The 14,600-nt window shown below is 68.8% G+C and carries 16 protein-coding genes; 14 read left to right on the forward strand and 2 right to left on the reverse strand.

Annotated elements, in window-relative coordinates; genetic code table 11:
* The first annotated feature begins 272 nt into the window (after positions 1 to 272).
* From secY to truA, 10 genes are all read left to right on the forward strand, one after another.
* A complete protein-coding gene (gene secY, locus WQO_RS21465) occupies positions 273 to 1,586 on the forward strand; it encodes a preprotein translocase subunit SecY (protein ID WP_010058788.1) in 1,314 nt (437 codons plus the stop codon).
* Positions 1,586 to 2,245, forward strand: coding sequence for an adenylate kinase (locus WQO_RS21470; RefSeq protein ID WP_010058787.1), 660 nt, complete (start codon positions 1,586 to 1,588; stop codon positions 2,243 to 2,245). Before secY ends, WQO_RS21470 begins: the two co-directional genes overlap by 1 nt.
* 131 nt (positions 2,246 to 2,376) lie before the next feature.
* Positions 2,377 to 3,213 (forward strand): type I methionyl aminopeptidase, encoded by an 837-nt coding sequence (map, locus tag WQO_RS21475; RefSeq protein ID WP_010058786.1) that lies wholly within the window; start codon positions 2,377 to 2,379, stop codon positions 3,211 to 3,213.
* Positions 3,214 to 3,395: 182 nt separating this feature from the next.
* On the forward strand, positions 3,396 to 3,617 hold the full coding sequence (infA, locus tag WQO_RS21480) for a translation initiation factor IF-1 (protein ID WP_003956442.1): 222 nt from the start codon (positions 3,396 to 3,398) through the stop codon (positions 3,615 to 3,617).
* 59 nt (positions 3,618 to 3,676) lie between these two features.
* A complete protein-coding gene (rpmJ, locus tag WQO_RS21485) occupies positions 3,677 to 3,790 on the forward strand; it encodes a 50S ribosomal protein L36 (protein WP_003956441.1) in 114 nt (37 codons plus the stop codon).
* Between the two features lie 194 nt (positions 3,791 to 3,984).
* Positions 3,985 to 4,365 carry a 30S ribosomal protein S13 gene (gene rpsM, locus WQO_RS21490; protein ID WP_006126897.1) on the forward strand — a complete coding sequence of 127 codons (381 nt, stop codon included), beginning with the start codon at positions 3,985 to 3,987 and terminating at the stop codon, positions 4,363 to 4,365.
* Positions 4,366 to 4,470: 105 nt separating this feature from the next.
* Positions 4,471 to 4,875 carry a 30S ribosomal protein S11 gene (gene rpsK, locus WQO_RS21495; protein WP_003956432.1) on the forward strand — a complete coding sequence of 135 codons (405 nt, stop codon included), beginning with the start codon at positions 4,471 to 4,473 and terminating at the stop codon, positions 4,873 to 4,875.
* A gap of 137 nt (positions 4,876 to 5,012) precedes the next feature.
* Entirely contained in the window at positions 5,013 to 6,035 is a 1,023-nt protein-coding gene (locus WQO_RS21500; protein WP_003966937.1) for a DNA-directed RNA polymerase subunit alpha, read from the forward strand.
* 182 nt (positions 6,036 to 6,217) lie between these two features.
* The gene (gene rplQ / locus WQO_RS21505; protein WP_010058774.1) at positions 6,218 to 6,721 is read left to right on the forward strand and encodes a 50S ribosomal protein L17; all 504 of its coding nucleotides are present in this window, start codon (positions 6,218 to 6,220) and stop codon (positions 6,719 to 6,721) included.
* 89 nt (positions 6,722 to 6,810) lie between these two features.
* A complete protein-coding gene (gene truA, locus WQO_RS21510) occupies positions 6,811 to 7,665 on the forward strand; it encodes a tRNA pseudouridine(38-40) synthase TruA (RefSeq protein ID WP_010058772.1) in 855 nt (284 codons plus the stop codon).
* Positions 7,666 to 7,686: 21 nt separating this feature from the next.
* Here the strand turns inward: truA and WQO_RS21515 are convergent, their stop codons facing one another.
* Positions 7,687 to 8,538 carry a hypothetical protein gene (locus WQO_RS21515; protein ID WP_029182117.1) on the reverse strand — a complete coding sequence of 284 codons (852 nt, stop codon included), beginning with the start codon at positions 8,536 to 8,538 and terminating at the stop codon, positions 7,687 to 7,689.
* 67 nt (positions 8,539 to 8,605) lie between these two features.
* On the opposite strand from WQO_RS21515, the gene WQO_RS21520 reads away from it, so the two are divergent.
* The 4 genes from WQO_RS21520 (at position 8,606) to glmM (ending at position 13,364) form a co-directional block, all read left to right on the forward strand.
* Entirely contained in the window at positions 8,606 to 10,225 is a 1,620-nt protein-coding gene (locus tag WQO_RS21520; protein WP_010058768.1) for an ABC-F family ATP-binding cassette domain-containing protein, read from the forward strand.
* Positions 10,226 to 10,745: 520 nt separating this feature from the next.
* Entirely contained in the window at positions 10,746 to 11,189 is a 444-nt protein-coding gene (rplM, locus tag WQO_RS21525; protein WP_006126902.1) for a 50S ribosomal protein L13, read from the forward strand.
* Between the two features lie 44 nt (positions 11,190 to 11,233).
* Complete coding sequence (gene rpsI / locus WQO_RS21530; RefSeq protein WP_010058767.1) at positions 11,234 to 11,761, forward strand: 30S ribosomal protein S9; 528 nt, start codon at positions 11,234 to 11,236, stop codon at positions 11,759 to 11,761.
* 244 nt (positions 11,762 to 12,005) lie between these two features.
* Positions 12,006 to 13,364, forward strand: coding sequence for a phosphoglucosamine mutase (gene glmM / locus WQO_RS21535; RefSeq protein WP_010058766.1), 1,359 nt, complete (start codon positions 12,006 to 12,008; stop codon positions 13,362 to 13,364).
* 89 nt (positions 13,365 to 13,453) lie between these two features.
* Here glmM and WQO_RS21540 read toward each other — a convergent pair whose 3' ends face one another.
* Complete coding sequence (locus WQO_RS21540; RefSeq protein WP_010058765.1) at positions 13,454 to 14,557, reverse strand: PP2C family protein-serine/threonine phosphatase; 1,104 nt, start codon at positions 14,555 to 14,557, stop codon at positions 13,454 to 13,456.
* Positions 14,558 to 14,600: the final 43 nt, after the last annotated feature.

Raw genomic sequence — 14,600 nt, forward strand, 5'->3', positions numbered from 1 at the left:
GGAAAGGTTGAACGGGTGTCCACCGCACCGGCGGTGGGGGAGCGCAGGGGCGTTCACGTCCCAAATGGTGTGGCTTGGCCGGTCTTTCGCGACGCGGGCCGGGAGGCGGGCCGTGCACCGGTGTGCGGCGCGTGTTTCCTGCTCAGTCCCGAGCCGGGTAGGGTAGCGCCGTTAATCTTTTGTGGCCTCCTTACGATGTAGGGCTGCCCTGTATCCGATCCCATCCAGACCCGTCGCCTCTGACGCACAGCGCGGGGGTCGCAGGAGGCACCGTGTTCACCGCGTTCGCCCGAGCGTTCAAGACGCCCGACCTGCGCAAGAAGCTGCTCTTCACGCTCGGCATGATCGTGATCTATCGGCTCGGGGCGCACATCCCGGCTCCCGGCGTCGACTACACGAAGGTGCAGCAGTGCATCGACCAGGCGGACTCGGGTGGTCTCCTCGGTCTGATGCAGATGTTCAGCGGTGGCGCCCTTCTGCAGATCACCATCTTCGCGCTCGGCATCATGCCGTACATCACGGCGAGCATCATTCTGCAGCTGCTGACCGTCGTGATCCCGCGCCTGGAAGCCCTGAAGAAGGAGGGGCAGTCCGGCACGGCGAAGATCACGCAGTACACGCGTTATCTGACGGTCGCGCTGGCCGTCCTCCAGGGCACCGGCCTCGTCGCCACCGCCCGCAGCGGCGCGCTCTTCCAGAACTGTTCCGTGGGCGACCAGATCGTCGCGGACAAGTCGGTCTTCACCACGGTCATCATGGTCGTCACGATGACCGCCGGTACGGCCGCCGTCATGTGGCTCGGTGAGCTGATCACGGACCGCGGCATCGGCAACGGCATGTCGATCCTGATGTTCATCTCGATCGCCGCCACGTTCCCCGGCGCCCTGTGGTCCATCAAGGAGAGCGGCAAGCTGGCCGACGGCTGGATCGAGTTCGCTACCGTCATCCTCATCGGCTTCGTGATGGTCGGCCTCGTCGTCTTCGTCGAGCAGGCCCAGCGCCGCATCCCGGTGCAGTACGCGAAGCGCATGATCGGTCGCCGTTCCTACGGCGGTACGTCCACGTACATCCCGCTCAAGGTGAACCAGGCGGGTGTGATTCCCGTCATCTTCGCCTCGTCGCTGCTCTACATCCCGGCGCTGATCGTCCAGTTCTCCGGCTCCAACGCGGGCTGGGCGACCTGGATCACGGACAACTTCGTGCAGCAGAACGAGCCGATCTACATGGTGGCGTACTTCCTGCTGATCGTCTTCTTCGCCTTCTTCTATGTGGCCATCTCGTTCAACCCCGACGAGGTCGCCGACAACATGAAGAAGTATGGTGGCTTCATCCCGGGTATCCGCGCAGGTCGTCCTACTGCCGAATACCTGAGCTACGTGCTCAACCGGATCACTTGGCCAGGCTCGCTGTACCTGGCCCTGATCGCTCTTGTGCCGACGATGGCGTTGGCGGGCTTCGGCGGTGCGAACGCGAACTTCCCGTTCGGCGGGACGAGCATCCTCATCATCGTGGGTGTGGGTCTGGAAACCGTGAAGCAGATCGAGAGTCAGCTCCAGCAGCGCAATTACGAAGGGTTCCTCCGCTGATGCGCATCGTCCTCGTCGGGCCTCCGGGTGCCGGCAAGGGAACGCAGGCTGCGTACCTTGCCGACAACCTGTCGATTCCGCACATCGCCACGGGCGACCTCTTCCGCGCCAACATCAGCCAGGGCACCGACCTTGGCAAGCAGGCACGCGCCTTCATGGACGCCGGCCAGCTGGTGCCGGACGAAGTCACCATCGGGATGGCCAAGGACCGCATGGCCCAGGCGGACGCCGTGAACGGCTTCCTGCTGGACGGCTTCCCGCGGAACGTGGGCCAGGCCGAAGCCCTTGACGTGATGCTCAAGGACGAGGGCGTGAAGCTCGACGCGGTTCTCGACCTGGAGGTCCCCGAGGACGAGGTCGTGAAGCGGATCGCGGGTCGCCGCGTCTGCCGCAACAACAGCGCGCACGTTTTCCACCTGACGTACAACCCGCCGAAGACCGAGGGCGTCTGCGACGCCTGCGGCGGCGAGCTGTACCAGCGGGACGACGACAGCGAGGAGACGGTCCGTACCCGGCTGGAGGTCTACCACACGCAGACCGAGCCGATCATCGACTACTACCGGGCCCAGGGCCTGGTGGTGACCATCTCCGCGCTCGGCAAGGTCGCGGACGTGACCGCCCGCGCCATGGAGGCGCTGAAGCCCGCGAACGAGGGCTGAGCGTCACCCCGTACCACCCGCTGTGCAAGCCGGCCGCGGCGCCTCTGGGCGCCGCGGCCGACTGCTTGCCCCCGTATCGTTGAACACGCCGAGCCGTACCCGTCACCGTCGATGCAGAGAGGCGCCGAGCAATGGTGCAGATCAAGACCCCCGAGCAGATCGCGAAGATGCGCGAGGCGGGCCTGGTGGTCGCTGCCATTCACGCCGCCACCCGTGAGGCGGCCGTTCCCGGGGCCACAACGCACGACCTGGACCAGGTCGCCCGCAAGGTGATCGCCGACCACGGCGCGAAGTCGAACTTCCTCGGGTACGGCGGGTTCCCCGCGACCATCTGCACCTCGGTCAACGAGGTCGTCGTCCACGGCATCCCGGACGAGGAGACGGTCCTGAAGGACGGCGACATCATCTCGATCGACGCCGGCGCGATCGTGGACGGATGGCACGGTGACGCGGCCTACACCGCCTTCGTGGGCACCGGTCACGCTCCGGAGCTGGTCGAGCTCTCCCGGGTGACCGAGGAGTCGATGTGGGCCGGGATCGCCGCGATGAAGGTGAACAACCGGCTCGTCGACGTCTCCCGGGCCATCGAGACCTACATCCGCCGCCAGCCCCGCCCGGCGACCGGGAAGTACGGGATCATCGAGGACTTCGGCGGCCACGGCATCGGCACCGAGATGCACATGGACCCGCATCTGCTGAACTACGTCTCCCGCAAGCGCGGCAAGGGGATCAAGCTGGTCCCCGGCGTCTGCCTGGCGATCGAGCCCATGGTCTCGCTCGGCACGGCGCGGACGGAGACCCTCGCCGATGACTGGACGGTCATCACGACGGACGGCACCTGGTCCTCGCACTGGGAGCACTCCATCGCGCTGACCGAGCAGGGCCCGCTGGTCCTGACCGCGCCGGACTGCGGCAAGGCGAAGCTCGCGGAGTACGGGATCACGGCCGCGCCCGACCCTCTCGGGTGATGCGACCCTTCCGGTAGGTCTAAGGATCACCCCGGCTGGGCAAACTTGACGGATTCGTCTTTTGGGGTCCGCTGACGTAGACTGACTCGTCGGCTCTGGTGCATCCGTGTGTCCACATGCAATCGCATGACAGGCGCGGGATCGCGGGAGCCGATCAAGGTAGCCGATTCGAAAGGCGAAGCGTGGCCAAGAAGCAAGGTGCCATCGAGATTGAGGGCACCGTGATCGAGTCCCTCCCGAACGCAATGTTCAAGGTGGAGCTCCAGAACGGTCACAAGGTCCTGGCGCACATCAGCGGCAAGATGCGGATGCACTACATCCGTATCCTCCCCGATGACCGGGTTGTGGTGGAGCTCTCTCCGTACGACCTGACGCGTGGCCGGATCGTCTACCGCTACAAGTAGATCTTGCCGGCACCCCGTTTCGGCGGGTGATGGCACTGACCCGGAGAACCTGACATCCCATGAAGGTCAAGCCGAGCGTCAAGAAGATCTGCGACAAGTGCAAGGTGATCCGCCGTCACGGTCGGGTCATGGTCATCTGCGACAACCTGCGCCACAAGCAGCGCCAGGGCTGACGCACGACCGCCTGCATCTCGCAGTTCTTCGCGCGACGCACGTAATACGTACATACGCAGTACCCGTCCAAGCCACGGCTGACGACACCTCCGGCGGGGGCCGGGGACCCGGACGTACCACTGCTCCTCGTGAGCGGTCGGCGGTCGGGAGTGGAACTGCGGAAGACCCCCGATCTAACAACTGGAGCCATTGAATGGCACGCGTTTCAGGTGTTGACATCCCGCGCGAAAAGCGCGTGGAGGTTGCCCTCACCTACGTCTTCGGTATCGGGCGCACCCGGTCCAAGGAGATCCTCGCCGCCACCGGCGTGAACCCGAACACCCGCGTTCGCGACCTGGCCGAGGAAGACCTCGTCAAGATCCGCGAGCACGTGGACGCCAACCTCCGCACCGAGGGTGACCTCCGCCGCGAGGTCCAGGCGAACATCCGCCGCAAGGTCGAGATCGGCTGCTACCAGGGCATCCGCCACCGTCGTGGCCTGCCCGTCCACGGTCAGCGCACCAGCACGAACGCGCGTACCCGCAAGGGCCCGCGTCGCGCCATCGCCGGTAAGAAGAAGCCGGGCAAGAAGTAGTCCTCAGCGGACGCACTGCGGACCTCCGGTTCTTCCGGTTCCCGCAGCAACCAGCGGTCTTCGCTGTAGGACCGATCACCTCCCCTCTCCATCTGGAGTCAAGACATGCCCCCCAAGGGTCGTCAGGGCGCAGCCAAGAAGGTGCGTCGCAAGGAAAAGAAGAACGTCGCTCACGGCCACGCGCACATCAAGAGCACGTTCAACAACACCATCGTCTCGATCACGGACCCCTCGGGCAACGTGATCTCCTGGGCCTCCGCCGGCCACGTCGGCTTCAAGGGCTCGCGCAAGTCCACCCCCTTCGCCGCGCAGATGGCCGCCGAGTCGGCCGCCCGCCGCGCGCAGGAGCACGGCATGCGCAAGGTCGACGTCTTCGTCAAGGGTCCCGGCTCCGGCCGTGAGACCGCGATCCGCTCGCTCCAGGCCACCGGCCTGGAGGTCGGTTCGATCCAGGACGTCACCCCGACGCCGCACAACGGCTGCCGTCCGCCGAAGCGTCGTCGCGTCTGACCCGCTACGGCCGGTGACGGCCGTGCGTCAGTAGCGCCGGGTCCGGGCGGTACACCTCTTACGGGGCGTACCGCCCGTACCCTTGTTACATCTGTCGGGCATCAAATAGTGGGTGCCCACGACTGAAGGATCACCGCATGCTTATCGCTCAGCGTCCGTCGCTGACCGAAGAGGTCGTCGACGAGTTCCGCTCCCGGTTCGTGATCGAGCCGCTGGAGCCGGGCTTCGGTTACACCCTCGGCAACTCCCTCCGCCGTACGCTCCTCTCCTCGATCCCCGGTGCCGCTGTCACCAGCATCCGGATCGACGGTGTCCTGCACGAGTTCACCACCGTGCCGGGCGTCAAGGAGGACGTCACCGACCTCATCCTCAACATCAAGCAGCTGGTCGTCTCCTCGGAGCACGACGAGCCCGTCGTGATGTACCTGCGCAAGCAGGGCCCGGGTCTGGTCACCGCCGCCGACATCGCGCCCCCGGCCGGTGTCGAGGTGCACAACCCCGACCTCGTTCTCGCCACGCTCAACGGCAAGGGCAAGCTGGAGATGGAGCTGACCGTCGAGCGCGGTCGCGGCTACGTCTCCGCCGTCCAGAACAAGCAGGTCGGCCAGGAGATCGGCCGTATCCCGGTCGACTCCATCTACTCGCCGGTGCTCAAGGTCACGTACAAGGTCGAGGCGACCCGTGTCGAGCAGCGCACCGACTTCGACAAGCTGATCGTCGACGTCGAGACCAAGCAGGCCATGCGTCCCCGTGACGCCATGGCGTCGGCCGGTAAGACCCTGGTCGAGCTGTTCGGTCTGGCGCGCGAGCTCAACATCGACGCCGAGGGCATCGACATGGGCCCGTCCCCGACGGACGCCGCTCTCGCCGCCGATCTGGCTCTGCCGATCGAGGAGCTGGAGCTCACGGTCCGTTCGTACAACTGCCTCAAGCGCGAGGGCATCCACTCCGTGGGTGAGCTCGTGGCCCGTTCCGAGGCGGACCTGCTCGACATCCGCAACTTCGGTGCGAAGTCGATCGACGAGGTCAAGGCGAAGCTGGCCGGTATGGGCCTGGCGCTGAAGGACTCTCCTCCCGGCTTCGACCCGACGGCTGCGGCGGACGCCTTCGGCGCCGACGACGACGCGGACGCCGGGTTCGTGGAGACCGAGCAGTACTGAGTTGCCTCCCGGCTGGGGGTGCCCGGATTTGAGGGTGCCCCCGTGCCGGGGCTGAGGCTTTGTCCTCAATCGCCGGACGGGTTTGATTTTGTCCGGCAGCTATGACTTCCGTGAGGCGACCGCCTCGCGGGAACTGACACCGGTACCTGATACGGCCGGTGCAGCACACAAGGAGAATCACCATGCCGCGTCCCGCCAAGGGTGCCCGTCTGGGCGGCAGCGCCGCGCACGAGCGTCTGCTCCTCGCCAACCTGGCGAAGTCGCTGTTCGAGCACGGCCGCATCACGACGACCGAGGCCAAGGCTCGCCGCCTGCGCCCCGTCGCCGAGCGCCTCGTCACCAAGGCGAAGAAGGGCGACATCCACAACCGTCGCCTGGTGCTCCAGACGATCACGGACAAGAGCGTCGTCCACACGCTCTTCACCGAGATCGCTCCCCGGTACGAGAACCGCCCCGGTGGTTACACCCGTATCACCAAGATCGGCAACCGCCGTGGCGACAACGCCCCGATGGCGGTCATCGAGCTGGTCGAGGCGCTGACCGTGGCCCAGCAGGCCACCGGTGAGGCCGAGGCCGCCACGAAGCGTGCTGTCAAGGAAGACGCGGCCAAGAAGGACGAGGCCCCCGCGGCCGAGTCCGTCGAGGACGCCAAGCCGGCCGACGACGCCGAGTCCAAGGACGCCTGAGCGTTCTAGCGACCACGGGACGGGCCCGCATCACCCTTCGGGGCGGTGCGGGCCCGTTTCGCTGACCAGGGTGTGGAGAGGGAGACGCGGTGAGTGACCAGGCCGAGCCCGGTTTCGTGCGGGTACGACTGGACCTGTCCTACGACGGCAGGGACTTCTCCGGCTGGGCGAAGCAGACCAGCCGGCGCACGGTGCAGGGCGAGATCGAGGACGCGCTGCGGACCGTGACCCGCTCGTCGGTGACGTACGACCTGACGGTGGCGGGCCGCACGGACGCCGGCGTGCACGCGCGCGGCCAGGTGGCCCATGTGGATCTGCCGGAGGCCGTCTGGGGCGAGCATGAAGAGAAGCTGCTGCGGCGGCTTGCGGGGCGGTTGCCGCTCGACGTGCGTATCTGGCGTGCCGCCCCCGCCCCGGCGGGGTTCAACGCCCGCTTCTCCGCGCTGTGGCGGCGGTACGCCTACCGCGTCGGCGACCGGCCCGGCGGGGTCGACCCGCTGACGCGTGGTCATGTGCTGTGGCACGACCGGCCGTTGGACCTGGACGCGATGAACGAGGCGGCCGCACTGATGGTCGGCGAGCACGACTTCGCCGCGTACTGCAAGAAGCGCGAGGGTGCGACGACCATCCGTACGCTCCAGCAGCTGAGTTGGGTACGGGACGCGGAGTCCGGTGTCCTCACCGCGACCGTGCAAGCGGACGCGTTCTGCCACAACATGGTGCGGGCGCTGATCGGGGCCGCACTGTTCGTCGGCGACGGGCGGCGGCCCGCCTCCTGGCCCGCCGAGGTGCTCGCCGCGAAGGTGCGCGACCCCGGGGTGCACGTGGTGCGACCGCACGGGCTGACGCTGGAGGAAGTGGCGTACCCGGCGGACGACTTGCTTGCGGCGCGGGCCGAAGAGGCCCGGAACGTACGGACGTTGCCGGGGGCGGGCTGCTGCTGATTCCCGACCCCGGGCTTCGGGTCAGCCGTTGGGGTCGGCCACAGCCTGCGAGGCCTGGATCTGGCCCCGGCGGTGGATCTGACGGAAGGTGAAGTTCGTCAGATCCTTGTTGACCGCGTAGACGTTCTCGTCGGCGGTGGTGACCCGCTTGCCGTTGAGGAAGCCGCCGATGGTGAAGTAGGCGTAACGCCCGTAGGAGTTGGACGTGCGCAGGCAGACCGTGCCGCCCCGGCAGAACGTGTTGACTCCGCCGCCGCTGAGCGAGGCGAGGCCGCCCGAGGCCTGGTCGACGGCCTTCTTCGCGCGGGCCTCCGTGTCGAAGACGGCGACGCCGACCGTGACGGCCACCCCGTCCTTACGGTAGGTGGCCCGGATGAGCTGCTTGCAGCCGTTGTTGGTGAGGACGGAGCCGAGGGCGCCCTGGGTGCCGGTCGCGCACTTCGCGGAGCTGCTCGTCGCGCCCTTGAGGTGGACGCGGTCGCCCATGGTGAGCTTCTTGCCGGGGAAGAACCCGTCGACGGTGACCGGCGCCTTGTCCTTGTCGGCGCTGGATATGAAGTCCTTGGGGTCCGGCGGGGGCGGCGGTGCGACCGAGGAGAACGAGGGCTGGGGCGCCGAGGTGTCCTCGGGGAGGTCGGCGGGGGCGGGGAGTTGGCTGGCGTTCTTGTCGCCCTTGCCGGTGTCGCCGCCGTTCGATGTGACCACGGCCGTCGTCACGATCGCGCCGATCGCGACGGTGGCCAGCGCCCCGCCGCCGATCATCAGCAGTCTCTTCCGGCGGGCCCGCGCCGCGGACTGATCCGCCAGCGCCGCCCAGTCCGGTGTCCCGTCGCCCCCGGGCCCCCAGGAGGCCCCCCCTTGCCCAAAGCTCATGCGCGCAGTTTAGGGGGTGAGGTAAACCGGTTGGGCCTGGAGTTCGCGGACCGTGACAATGCTCGGTATGGGACATCTCGAAGCGGGCCACCTTGAGTACTACCTTCCGGACGGGCGGGTGCTGCTCGGCGACGCCTCGTTCCGGGTGGCCGACGGAGCCGTCGTCGCGCTCGTCGGGGCGAACGGGGCGGGCAAGACGACCTTGCTGCGCCTCCTCGCCGGTGAGCTCCAGCCGCACGGCGGCACGGTGTCGGTGAGCGGCGGGCTCGGCGTGATGCCGCAGTTCGTGGGCTCGGTGCGGGACGAGCGGACGGTCCGGGACCTGCTGGTGTCCGTGGCCCAGCCCCGGATCAGGGAGGCCGCGAAGGCCGTCGACGCGGCCGAGGAACGCATCCTCACCGTCGACGACGAGGCCGCCCAGATGGCGTACGCGCAGGCGCTGAGCGACTGGGCGGAGGCGCGCGGGTACGAGGCCGAGACGGTCTGGGACATGTGCACGACGGCCGCGCTGGGCGTTCCGTACGACAAGGCGCAGTGGCGCGAGGTGCGCACGCTCAGCGGCGGCGAGCAGAAGCGGCTGGTGCTGGAGGCGCTGCTGCGCGGGCCCGACGAGGTCCTGCTCCTGGACGAGCCGGACAACTATCTGGACGTGCCGGGGAAGCGGTGGCTGGAGGAGAAGCTGAAGGAGACCCGTAAGACGGTCCTCTTCGTCTCCCACGACCGGGAGCTGCTGTCCCGGGCCGCCGAGAAGATCGTCAGCGTCGAGCCGAGTCCGGCGGGCAGCGACGTGTGGGTGCACGGTGGCGGCTTCGCGACCTACCACGACGCGCGCAAGGAGCGGTTCGCGCGGTTCGAGGAGCTGCTGCGGCGCTGGCAGGAGGAGCACGCCCGGCTGAAGGCGCTCGTCCTGCGGATGCGCCAGCAGGCGGCGAACAGCCCGGACATGGCGAACCGCTACCACGCGATGCAGACCCGCTTCAAGAAGTTCGAGGAGGCCGGGCCGCCGCCGGAGCCGCCGCGCGAGCAGGACATCACGATGCGGCTGCGCGGCGGGCGTACCGGGGTGCGGGCGGTCACCTGCAAGGGCCTGGAGCTGACCGGGCTGATGAAACCGTTCGACCTGGAGATCTTCTACGGGGAGCGCGTCGCGGTCCTCGGCTCCAACGGGTCCGGCAAGTCGCACTTCCTGCGGCTGCTGGCGGGGGAGCCGGTGGCCCACACGGGGGAGTGGAAGCTCGGGGCGCGGGTGGTGCCCGGGCACTTCGCGCAGACGCACGCGCATCCGGAGCTGCTGGGGAAGACGCTGGTGGACATCCTCTGGTCCGAGCACGCCAAGGACCGGGGCGGGGCGATGTCGGTGCTGCGGCGGTACGAGCTGGAGCGGCAGGGGGACCAGGACTTCGAGCGGCTTTCGGGTGGACAGCAGGCACGGTTCCAGATCCTGCTGCTGGAGCTGGCGGGGACGACCGCGCTGCTGCTGGACGAGCCGACGGACAACCTGGACCTGGAGTCGGCGGAGGCGCTGCAGGACGGGCTGGAGGTGTACGACGGGACGGTGATGGCCGTGACGCATGACCGGTGGTTCGCGAAGTCCTTCGACCGGTATCTGGTGTTCGGGTCGGACGGGGTGGTGCGGGAGACGGCGGAGCCGGTGTGGGACGAGCGGAGGGTTGAACGGTCGCGTTGAGGTGCCGTGCGGCGCCGTTGCGGGGGCGCTGCCCCCGGGCCCTCGCGCCTCAGGCGCCGGCGGGGCTGAAAGGCTCGCCTCAAGCGCCGGCGGGGCTGGGTGGGTGCGGCAGGGCTCAGAAGGCTGCCTCGTACGGAGTGGGCGCGGTGGGGCTGAAAAGATCGCCTCAAGCGCCGGCGAGGCTGGAAGGGTGCGGCGGAGCTGGGAAGGTTGCCTCGCGCGGGGGTGGGTGCGGCGGAGGTGGAAAGGTTGCCTCGCGCGGGGGATGGGTGCGGCGGGGCCGGATGGGTGGCACGGGGGCGTTTTGACCCCTGTGGGGGGTCGACGGTAGGCTTCCTCTTTGTTATGCGTATCGGCCGCGCCCCCGTGGCGCTCAGGGCCCCTACGTAGGTTCTCTGGAGCAGTTACCAGTGGCTCGCATACGGGCATCGTCCCGGCGCTGTGAGCCCCAGCTGCATGATCGCTTCAGGGGTGCCATGTGTTGTCTGGACCTCATCCACTAAGAAGCGAAGGCTACGAAGTGCGTACGTACAGCCCCAAGCCCGGCGATGTCACTCGCCAGTGGCACATCATCGACGCTCAGGACATTGTCCTGGGCCGTCTCGCCACCACGGCTGCGAACCTCCTCCGGGGTAAGCACAAGGCGATCTACGCCCCCCACATGGACATGGGCGACTTCGTCATCATCATCAACGCCGACAAGGTGCACCTGTCCGGCAACAAGAAGACCCAGAAGATGGCGTACCGCCACTCGGGCTTCCCGGGCGGTCTCCGTTCGGTGCGCTACGACGAGCTGCTGGCGAAGAACCCCGAGAAGGCCGTCGAGAAGGCCATCAAGGGCATGATCCCCAAGAACACCCTGGGCCGTCAGGTGCTCTCGAAGCTCAAGGTCTACGCGGGCGACCAGCACCCGCACGCTGCTCAGCAGCCGGTCCCGTTCGAGATCACCCAGGTCGCGCAGTAGTTCCGGCCACCCCCTAAGACGTACAGAAAGATCTGAGGAGAATCGTGGCCGAGACCACTGTTGAGAACCCCGTCGAGGGCACCGAGGGCGAGGAGACCTTCGCCGAGGTGACCACCTTCGAGTCCGAGGTTCCCGTCGAGGGCGAGTACACCAGCGAGTCCCTCGCGGGCCGCTTCGGTGACCCCCAGCCCGCCGCCGGCCTGGGCCGTCGCAAGAACGCCATCGCCCGCGTCCGGATCGTTCCGGGCACCGGCAAGTGGAAGATCAACGGTCGCACCCTTGAGGACTACTTCCCCAACAAGGTGCACCAGCAGGAAGTCAACGAGCCCTTCAAGGTGCTCGAGCTCGACGGCCGCTACGACGTCATCGCCCGCATCTCGGGTGGCGGCGTCTCCGGTCAGGCCGGCGCCCTGCGCCTCGGCGTGGCCCGCGCGCTGAACGAGGCGGACGTGGACAACAACCGCGCCACGCTGAAGAAGGCCGGCTTCCTCTCCCGCGACGACCGTGCGGTCGAGCGCAAGAAGGCCGGTCTCAAGAAGGCCCGTAAGGCCCCGCAGTACAGCAAGCGCTAAATATCGCCTGCTCGACTGTCACGTTCGCCCCGGCGGCACACTCCGTGCTTGCCGGGGCGTTCGTTTATCGACGCTCGCGGGCGTATAACGGCATGAGACGTTCATCGGCCCGGACGCACCAGGCCTGAGCGATGCCACCCGGCGTGCCCTTTTGCGGTTTTTCGTCGCTTTCATCGTTTGTTTTCTCAGTTTCGTTTGCTGTGCAGTAGTGGTTTGTGATTTCGGAGCACTTCGGAGGACACCAGTGGGACGACTCTTCGGTACGGATGGAGTACGGGGTGTCGCCAACGCCGACCTGACGGCCGAGCTGGCGCTCGGTCTCTCGGTCGCGGCGGCGCACGTACTCGCCGAGGCAGGCACCTTCGCGGGCCATCGCCCGACCGCCGTGGTCGGACGTGATCCGCGGGCATCCGGAGAGTTCCTGGAGGCCGCCGTCGTGGCGGGTCTGGCCAGCGCCGGGGTGGACGTGCTGCGCGTCGGCGTGCTGCCGACGCCCGCGGTCGCGCACCTCACCGGCGTGCTCGACGCCGACCTCGGCGTGATGCTCTCCGCCAGCCACAACGCGATGCCCGACAACGGCATCAAGTTCTTCGCGCGCGGCGGCCACAAGCTCGCCGACGAGCTGGAGGACCGGATCGAGACGGTCTACGAGCAGCACCGCACCGGTGAGCCGTGGGACCGCCCGACCGGCGCGGGCGTCGGCCGGGTGAGTGATTACGCGGAGGGCTTCGACCGGTACGTCGCCCACCTCATCGGTGTCCTCCCCAACCGGCTCGACGGGCTGAAGGTCGTCCTGGACGAGGCGCACGGCGCCGCCGCCCGGGTCTCGCCCGCCGCGTTCGCCCGGGCCGGCGCCGAGGTCGTCACCATCGGGGCCGACCCGGACGGCCTCAACATCAACGACGGCTGCGGCTCCACCCATCTGGAGCTGCTGCGCGCCGCCGTCGTCGAGCACGGGGCCGACCTCGGCATCGCGCACGACGGCGACGCCGACCGCTGCCTGGCCGTGGACGGGGCGGGCGAGGAGGTCGACGGCGACCAGATCCTCGCCGTGCTGGCCCTCGCCATGCGGGAGGCCGGGCAGCTGCGCAAGGACACCGTGGTCGGCACCGTCATGTCGAACCTCGGCTTCAAGCTGGCCATGGAGCGCGAGGGCATCCAGCTCGTCCAGACGGCGGTCGGCGACCGGTACGTCCTGGAGTCGATGAAGGCCGAGGGCTTCGCGCTGGGCGGCGAGCAGTCCGGGCACGTCATCGTCCTGGACCACGCCACGACCGGCGACGGCACGCTGACCGGCCTGATGCTGGCGGCCCGCGTCGCCGCCACCGGCCGGAGCCTCACCGAGCTGGCCGGGGTCATGCAGCGCCTGCCCCAGGTCCTCGTCAACGTCCCCGACGTCGACAAGACCCGGGTGAACACCTCGGCCGAGCTGGCCGCCGCGGTCACCGAGGCGGAGGCCGAGCTCGGCGAGAGCGGGCGCGTGCTGCTGCGCCAGTCGGGTACGGAGCCGCTGGTGCGGGTCATGGTCGAGGCCGCCGACATCGAGCAGGCGCGCGCCGTCGCGGGCCGGCTGGCCGATGTGGTGAAGTCCGCGCTGGGCTGAGGCCCCGGCCCCTGCCCCGAGCCGTACGCGTACCGGCTTGAGTGGCCGTACGCGTACGGCGGGCACGGCCCCGGGGCAGAGTCGTGGGCTCAGGCTCGCGGCAGGGCGGGGCGTTCCACGGCGACCATGGCGGCGTCGTCGTTCAGCTGTCCGCCGACGTAGTGCAGCAGGTCGCTCCGCAGGCGGTGGAGGAAGGCGTCGGGATCGCGCTCGCTCCATCCCGTGACGCGATCGATGAGCGGGTAGAAGGCGCCGGTGGCGTCGCGTGCCTCGGTGACCCCGTCCGTGTACAGCAGCAGAAGGTCCCCCGGTTCGAACGGGAAGCTGTCGACCTCGTAGCGGGGGTGTGCCAGGTCGCCCAGGCCCAGCGGGGGCGCCGGGTGCCCGACGTGCATCGTCGTCGGGCGGCCGTCGCGCAGGACGATGGGCGGCGGGTGTCCGCAGGAGATCATCCGGACCGGGCCGTTCTGGTCGGGGATGTCCATGACGGTGGCCGTGATGAACGTTTCTCCGATGCGGCCCGTCCCGCCCGGTTCCATGGGGTCCCAGCCCACGCTGCGGTCGAGGTGGGCGACCAGTTCGCCCAGGCCCGCCTCGCGGTGGGCGGCGACACGAAAGGCTCCGAGCAGCAGGGCGGCGTCGTTGACCGCGGTCAGCCCCTTGCCCCGGACGTCGCCGACCATCAGCCGGGTGCCGGAGGCGGTGCGCGCCGCCGCGTACAGGTCCCCGCCGATGCGGGCCTCGGCCTCCGCGGCGAGGTAGAGAGCGGAGGCCCGCAGGGGCCCGAGCCTCCCGGGCAGCGGGGGCAGGACTACGCGCTGGGCGGCTTCGGACACATGGCGGACCTGCGACAGCTCCTTCGCGCGGCGCTCCCGCACGACGCAGAAGACCACCAGACTCACGCCGACCAGCAGCAGGGCGATGATCTGCGCCTCGTGGTTGGCCGACAGCAGGTCCGCGGGATCGCGGATCACCCCGATGAGGGTCTGCGCCACCACCGCCAGCGCGGCGACCACGCCCACGGCCCTCGGTCCGCCGAACAACGGGGTGATCGCCGGGGCGGCCACGAGCAGCGGGCCGAGGTGGATGTCGGGCGGCGCGGACACGTCGACCACCGTCACCGCGACGATCCACAGGATCGGGATGGCGATCAGCCCCCGCCGACGGCCGGGTCCTTCGGGGCGCTGCGGCATGTCTCCTCTCTACACCGCCCGCACCCGGTTCGCACCGGCTGCG

Origin of the sequence: Streptomyces globisporus C-1027 (assembly GCF_000261345.2) — a bacterium.
GTDB lineage: Bacteria > Actinomycetota > Actinomycetes > Streptomycetales > Streptomycetaceae > Streptomyces > Streptomyces pakalii.

What these genes read in the sequence shown, in the direction of transcription:
- WQO_RS21470 (WP_010058787.1), top strand. Translation starts at nt 1,586, where the DNA reads ATGCGCATCGTCCTCGTCGGGCCTCCGGGTGCCGGCAAGGGAACGCAG.
- map (WP_010058786.1), top strand. Translation starts at nt 2,377, where the DNA reads ATGGTGCAGATCAAGACCCCCGAGCAGATCGCGAAGATGCGCGAGGCG.
- rpmJ (WP_003956441.1), top strand. Translation starts at nt 3,677, where the DNA reads ATGAAGGTCAAGCCGAGCGTCAAGAAGATCTGCGACAAGTGCAAGGTG.
- rpsM (WP_006126897.1), top strand. Translation starts at nt 3,985, where the DNA reads ATGGCACGCGTTTCAGGTGTTGACATCCCGCGCGAAAAGCGCGTGGAG.
- rpsK (WP_003956432.1), top strand. Translation starts at nt 4,471, where the DNA reads ATGCCCCCCAAGGGTCGTCAGGGCGCAGCCAAGAAGGTGCGTCGCAAG.
- WQO_RS21500 (WP_003966937.1), top strand. Translation starts at nt 5,013, where the DNA reads ATGCTTATCGCTCAGCGTCCGTCGCTGACCGAAGAGGTCGTCGACGAG.
- rplQ (WP_010058774.1), top strand. Translation starts at nt 6,218, where the DNA reads ATGCCGCGTCCCGCCAAGGGTGCCCGTCTGGGCGGCAGCGCCGCGCAC.
- WQO_RS21515 (WP_029182117.1), bottom strand. Translation starts at nt 8,538, where the DNA reads ATGAGCTTTGGGCAAGGGGGGGCCTCCTGGGGGCCCGGGGGCGACGGG.
- WQO_RS21520 (WP_010058768.1), top strand. Translation starts at nt 8,606, where the DNA reads ATGGGACATCTCGAAGCGGGCCACCTTGAGTACTACCTTCCGGACGGG.
- WQO_RS21540 (WP_010058765.1), bottom strand. Translation starts at nt 14,557, where the DNA reads ATGCCGCAGCGCCCCGAAGGACCCGGCCGTCGGCGGGGGCTGATCGCC.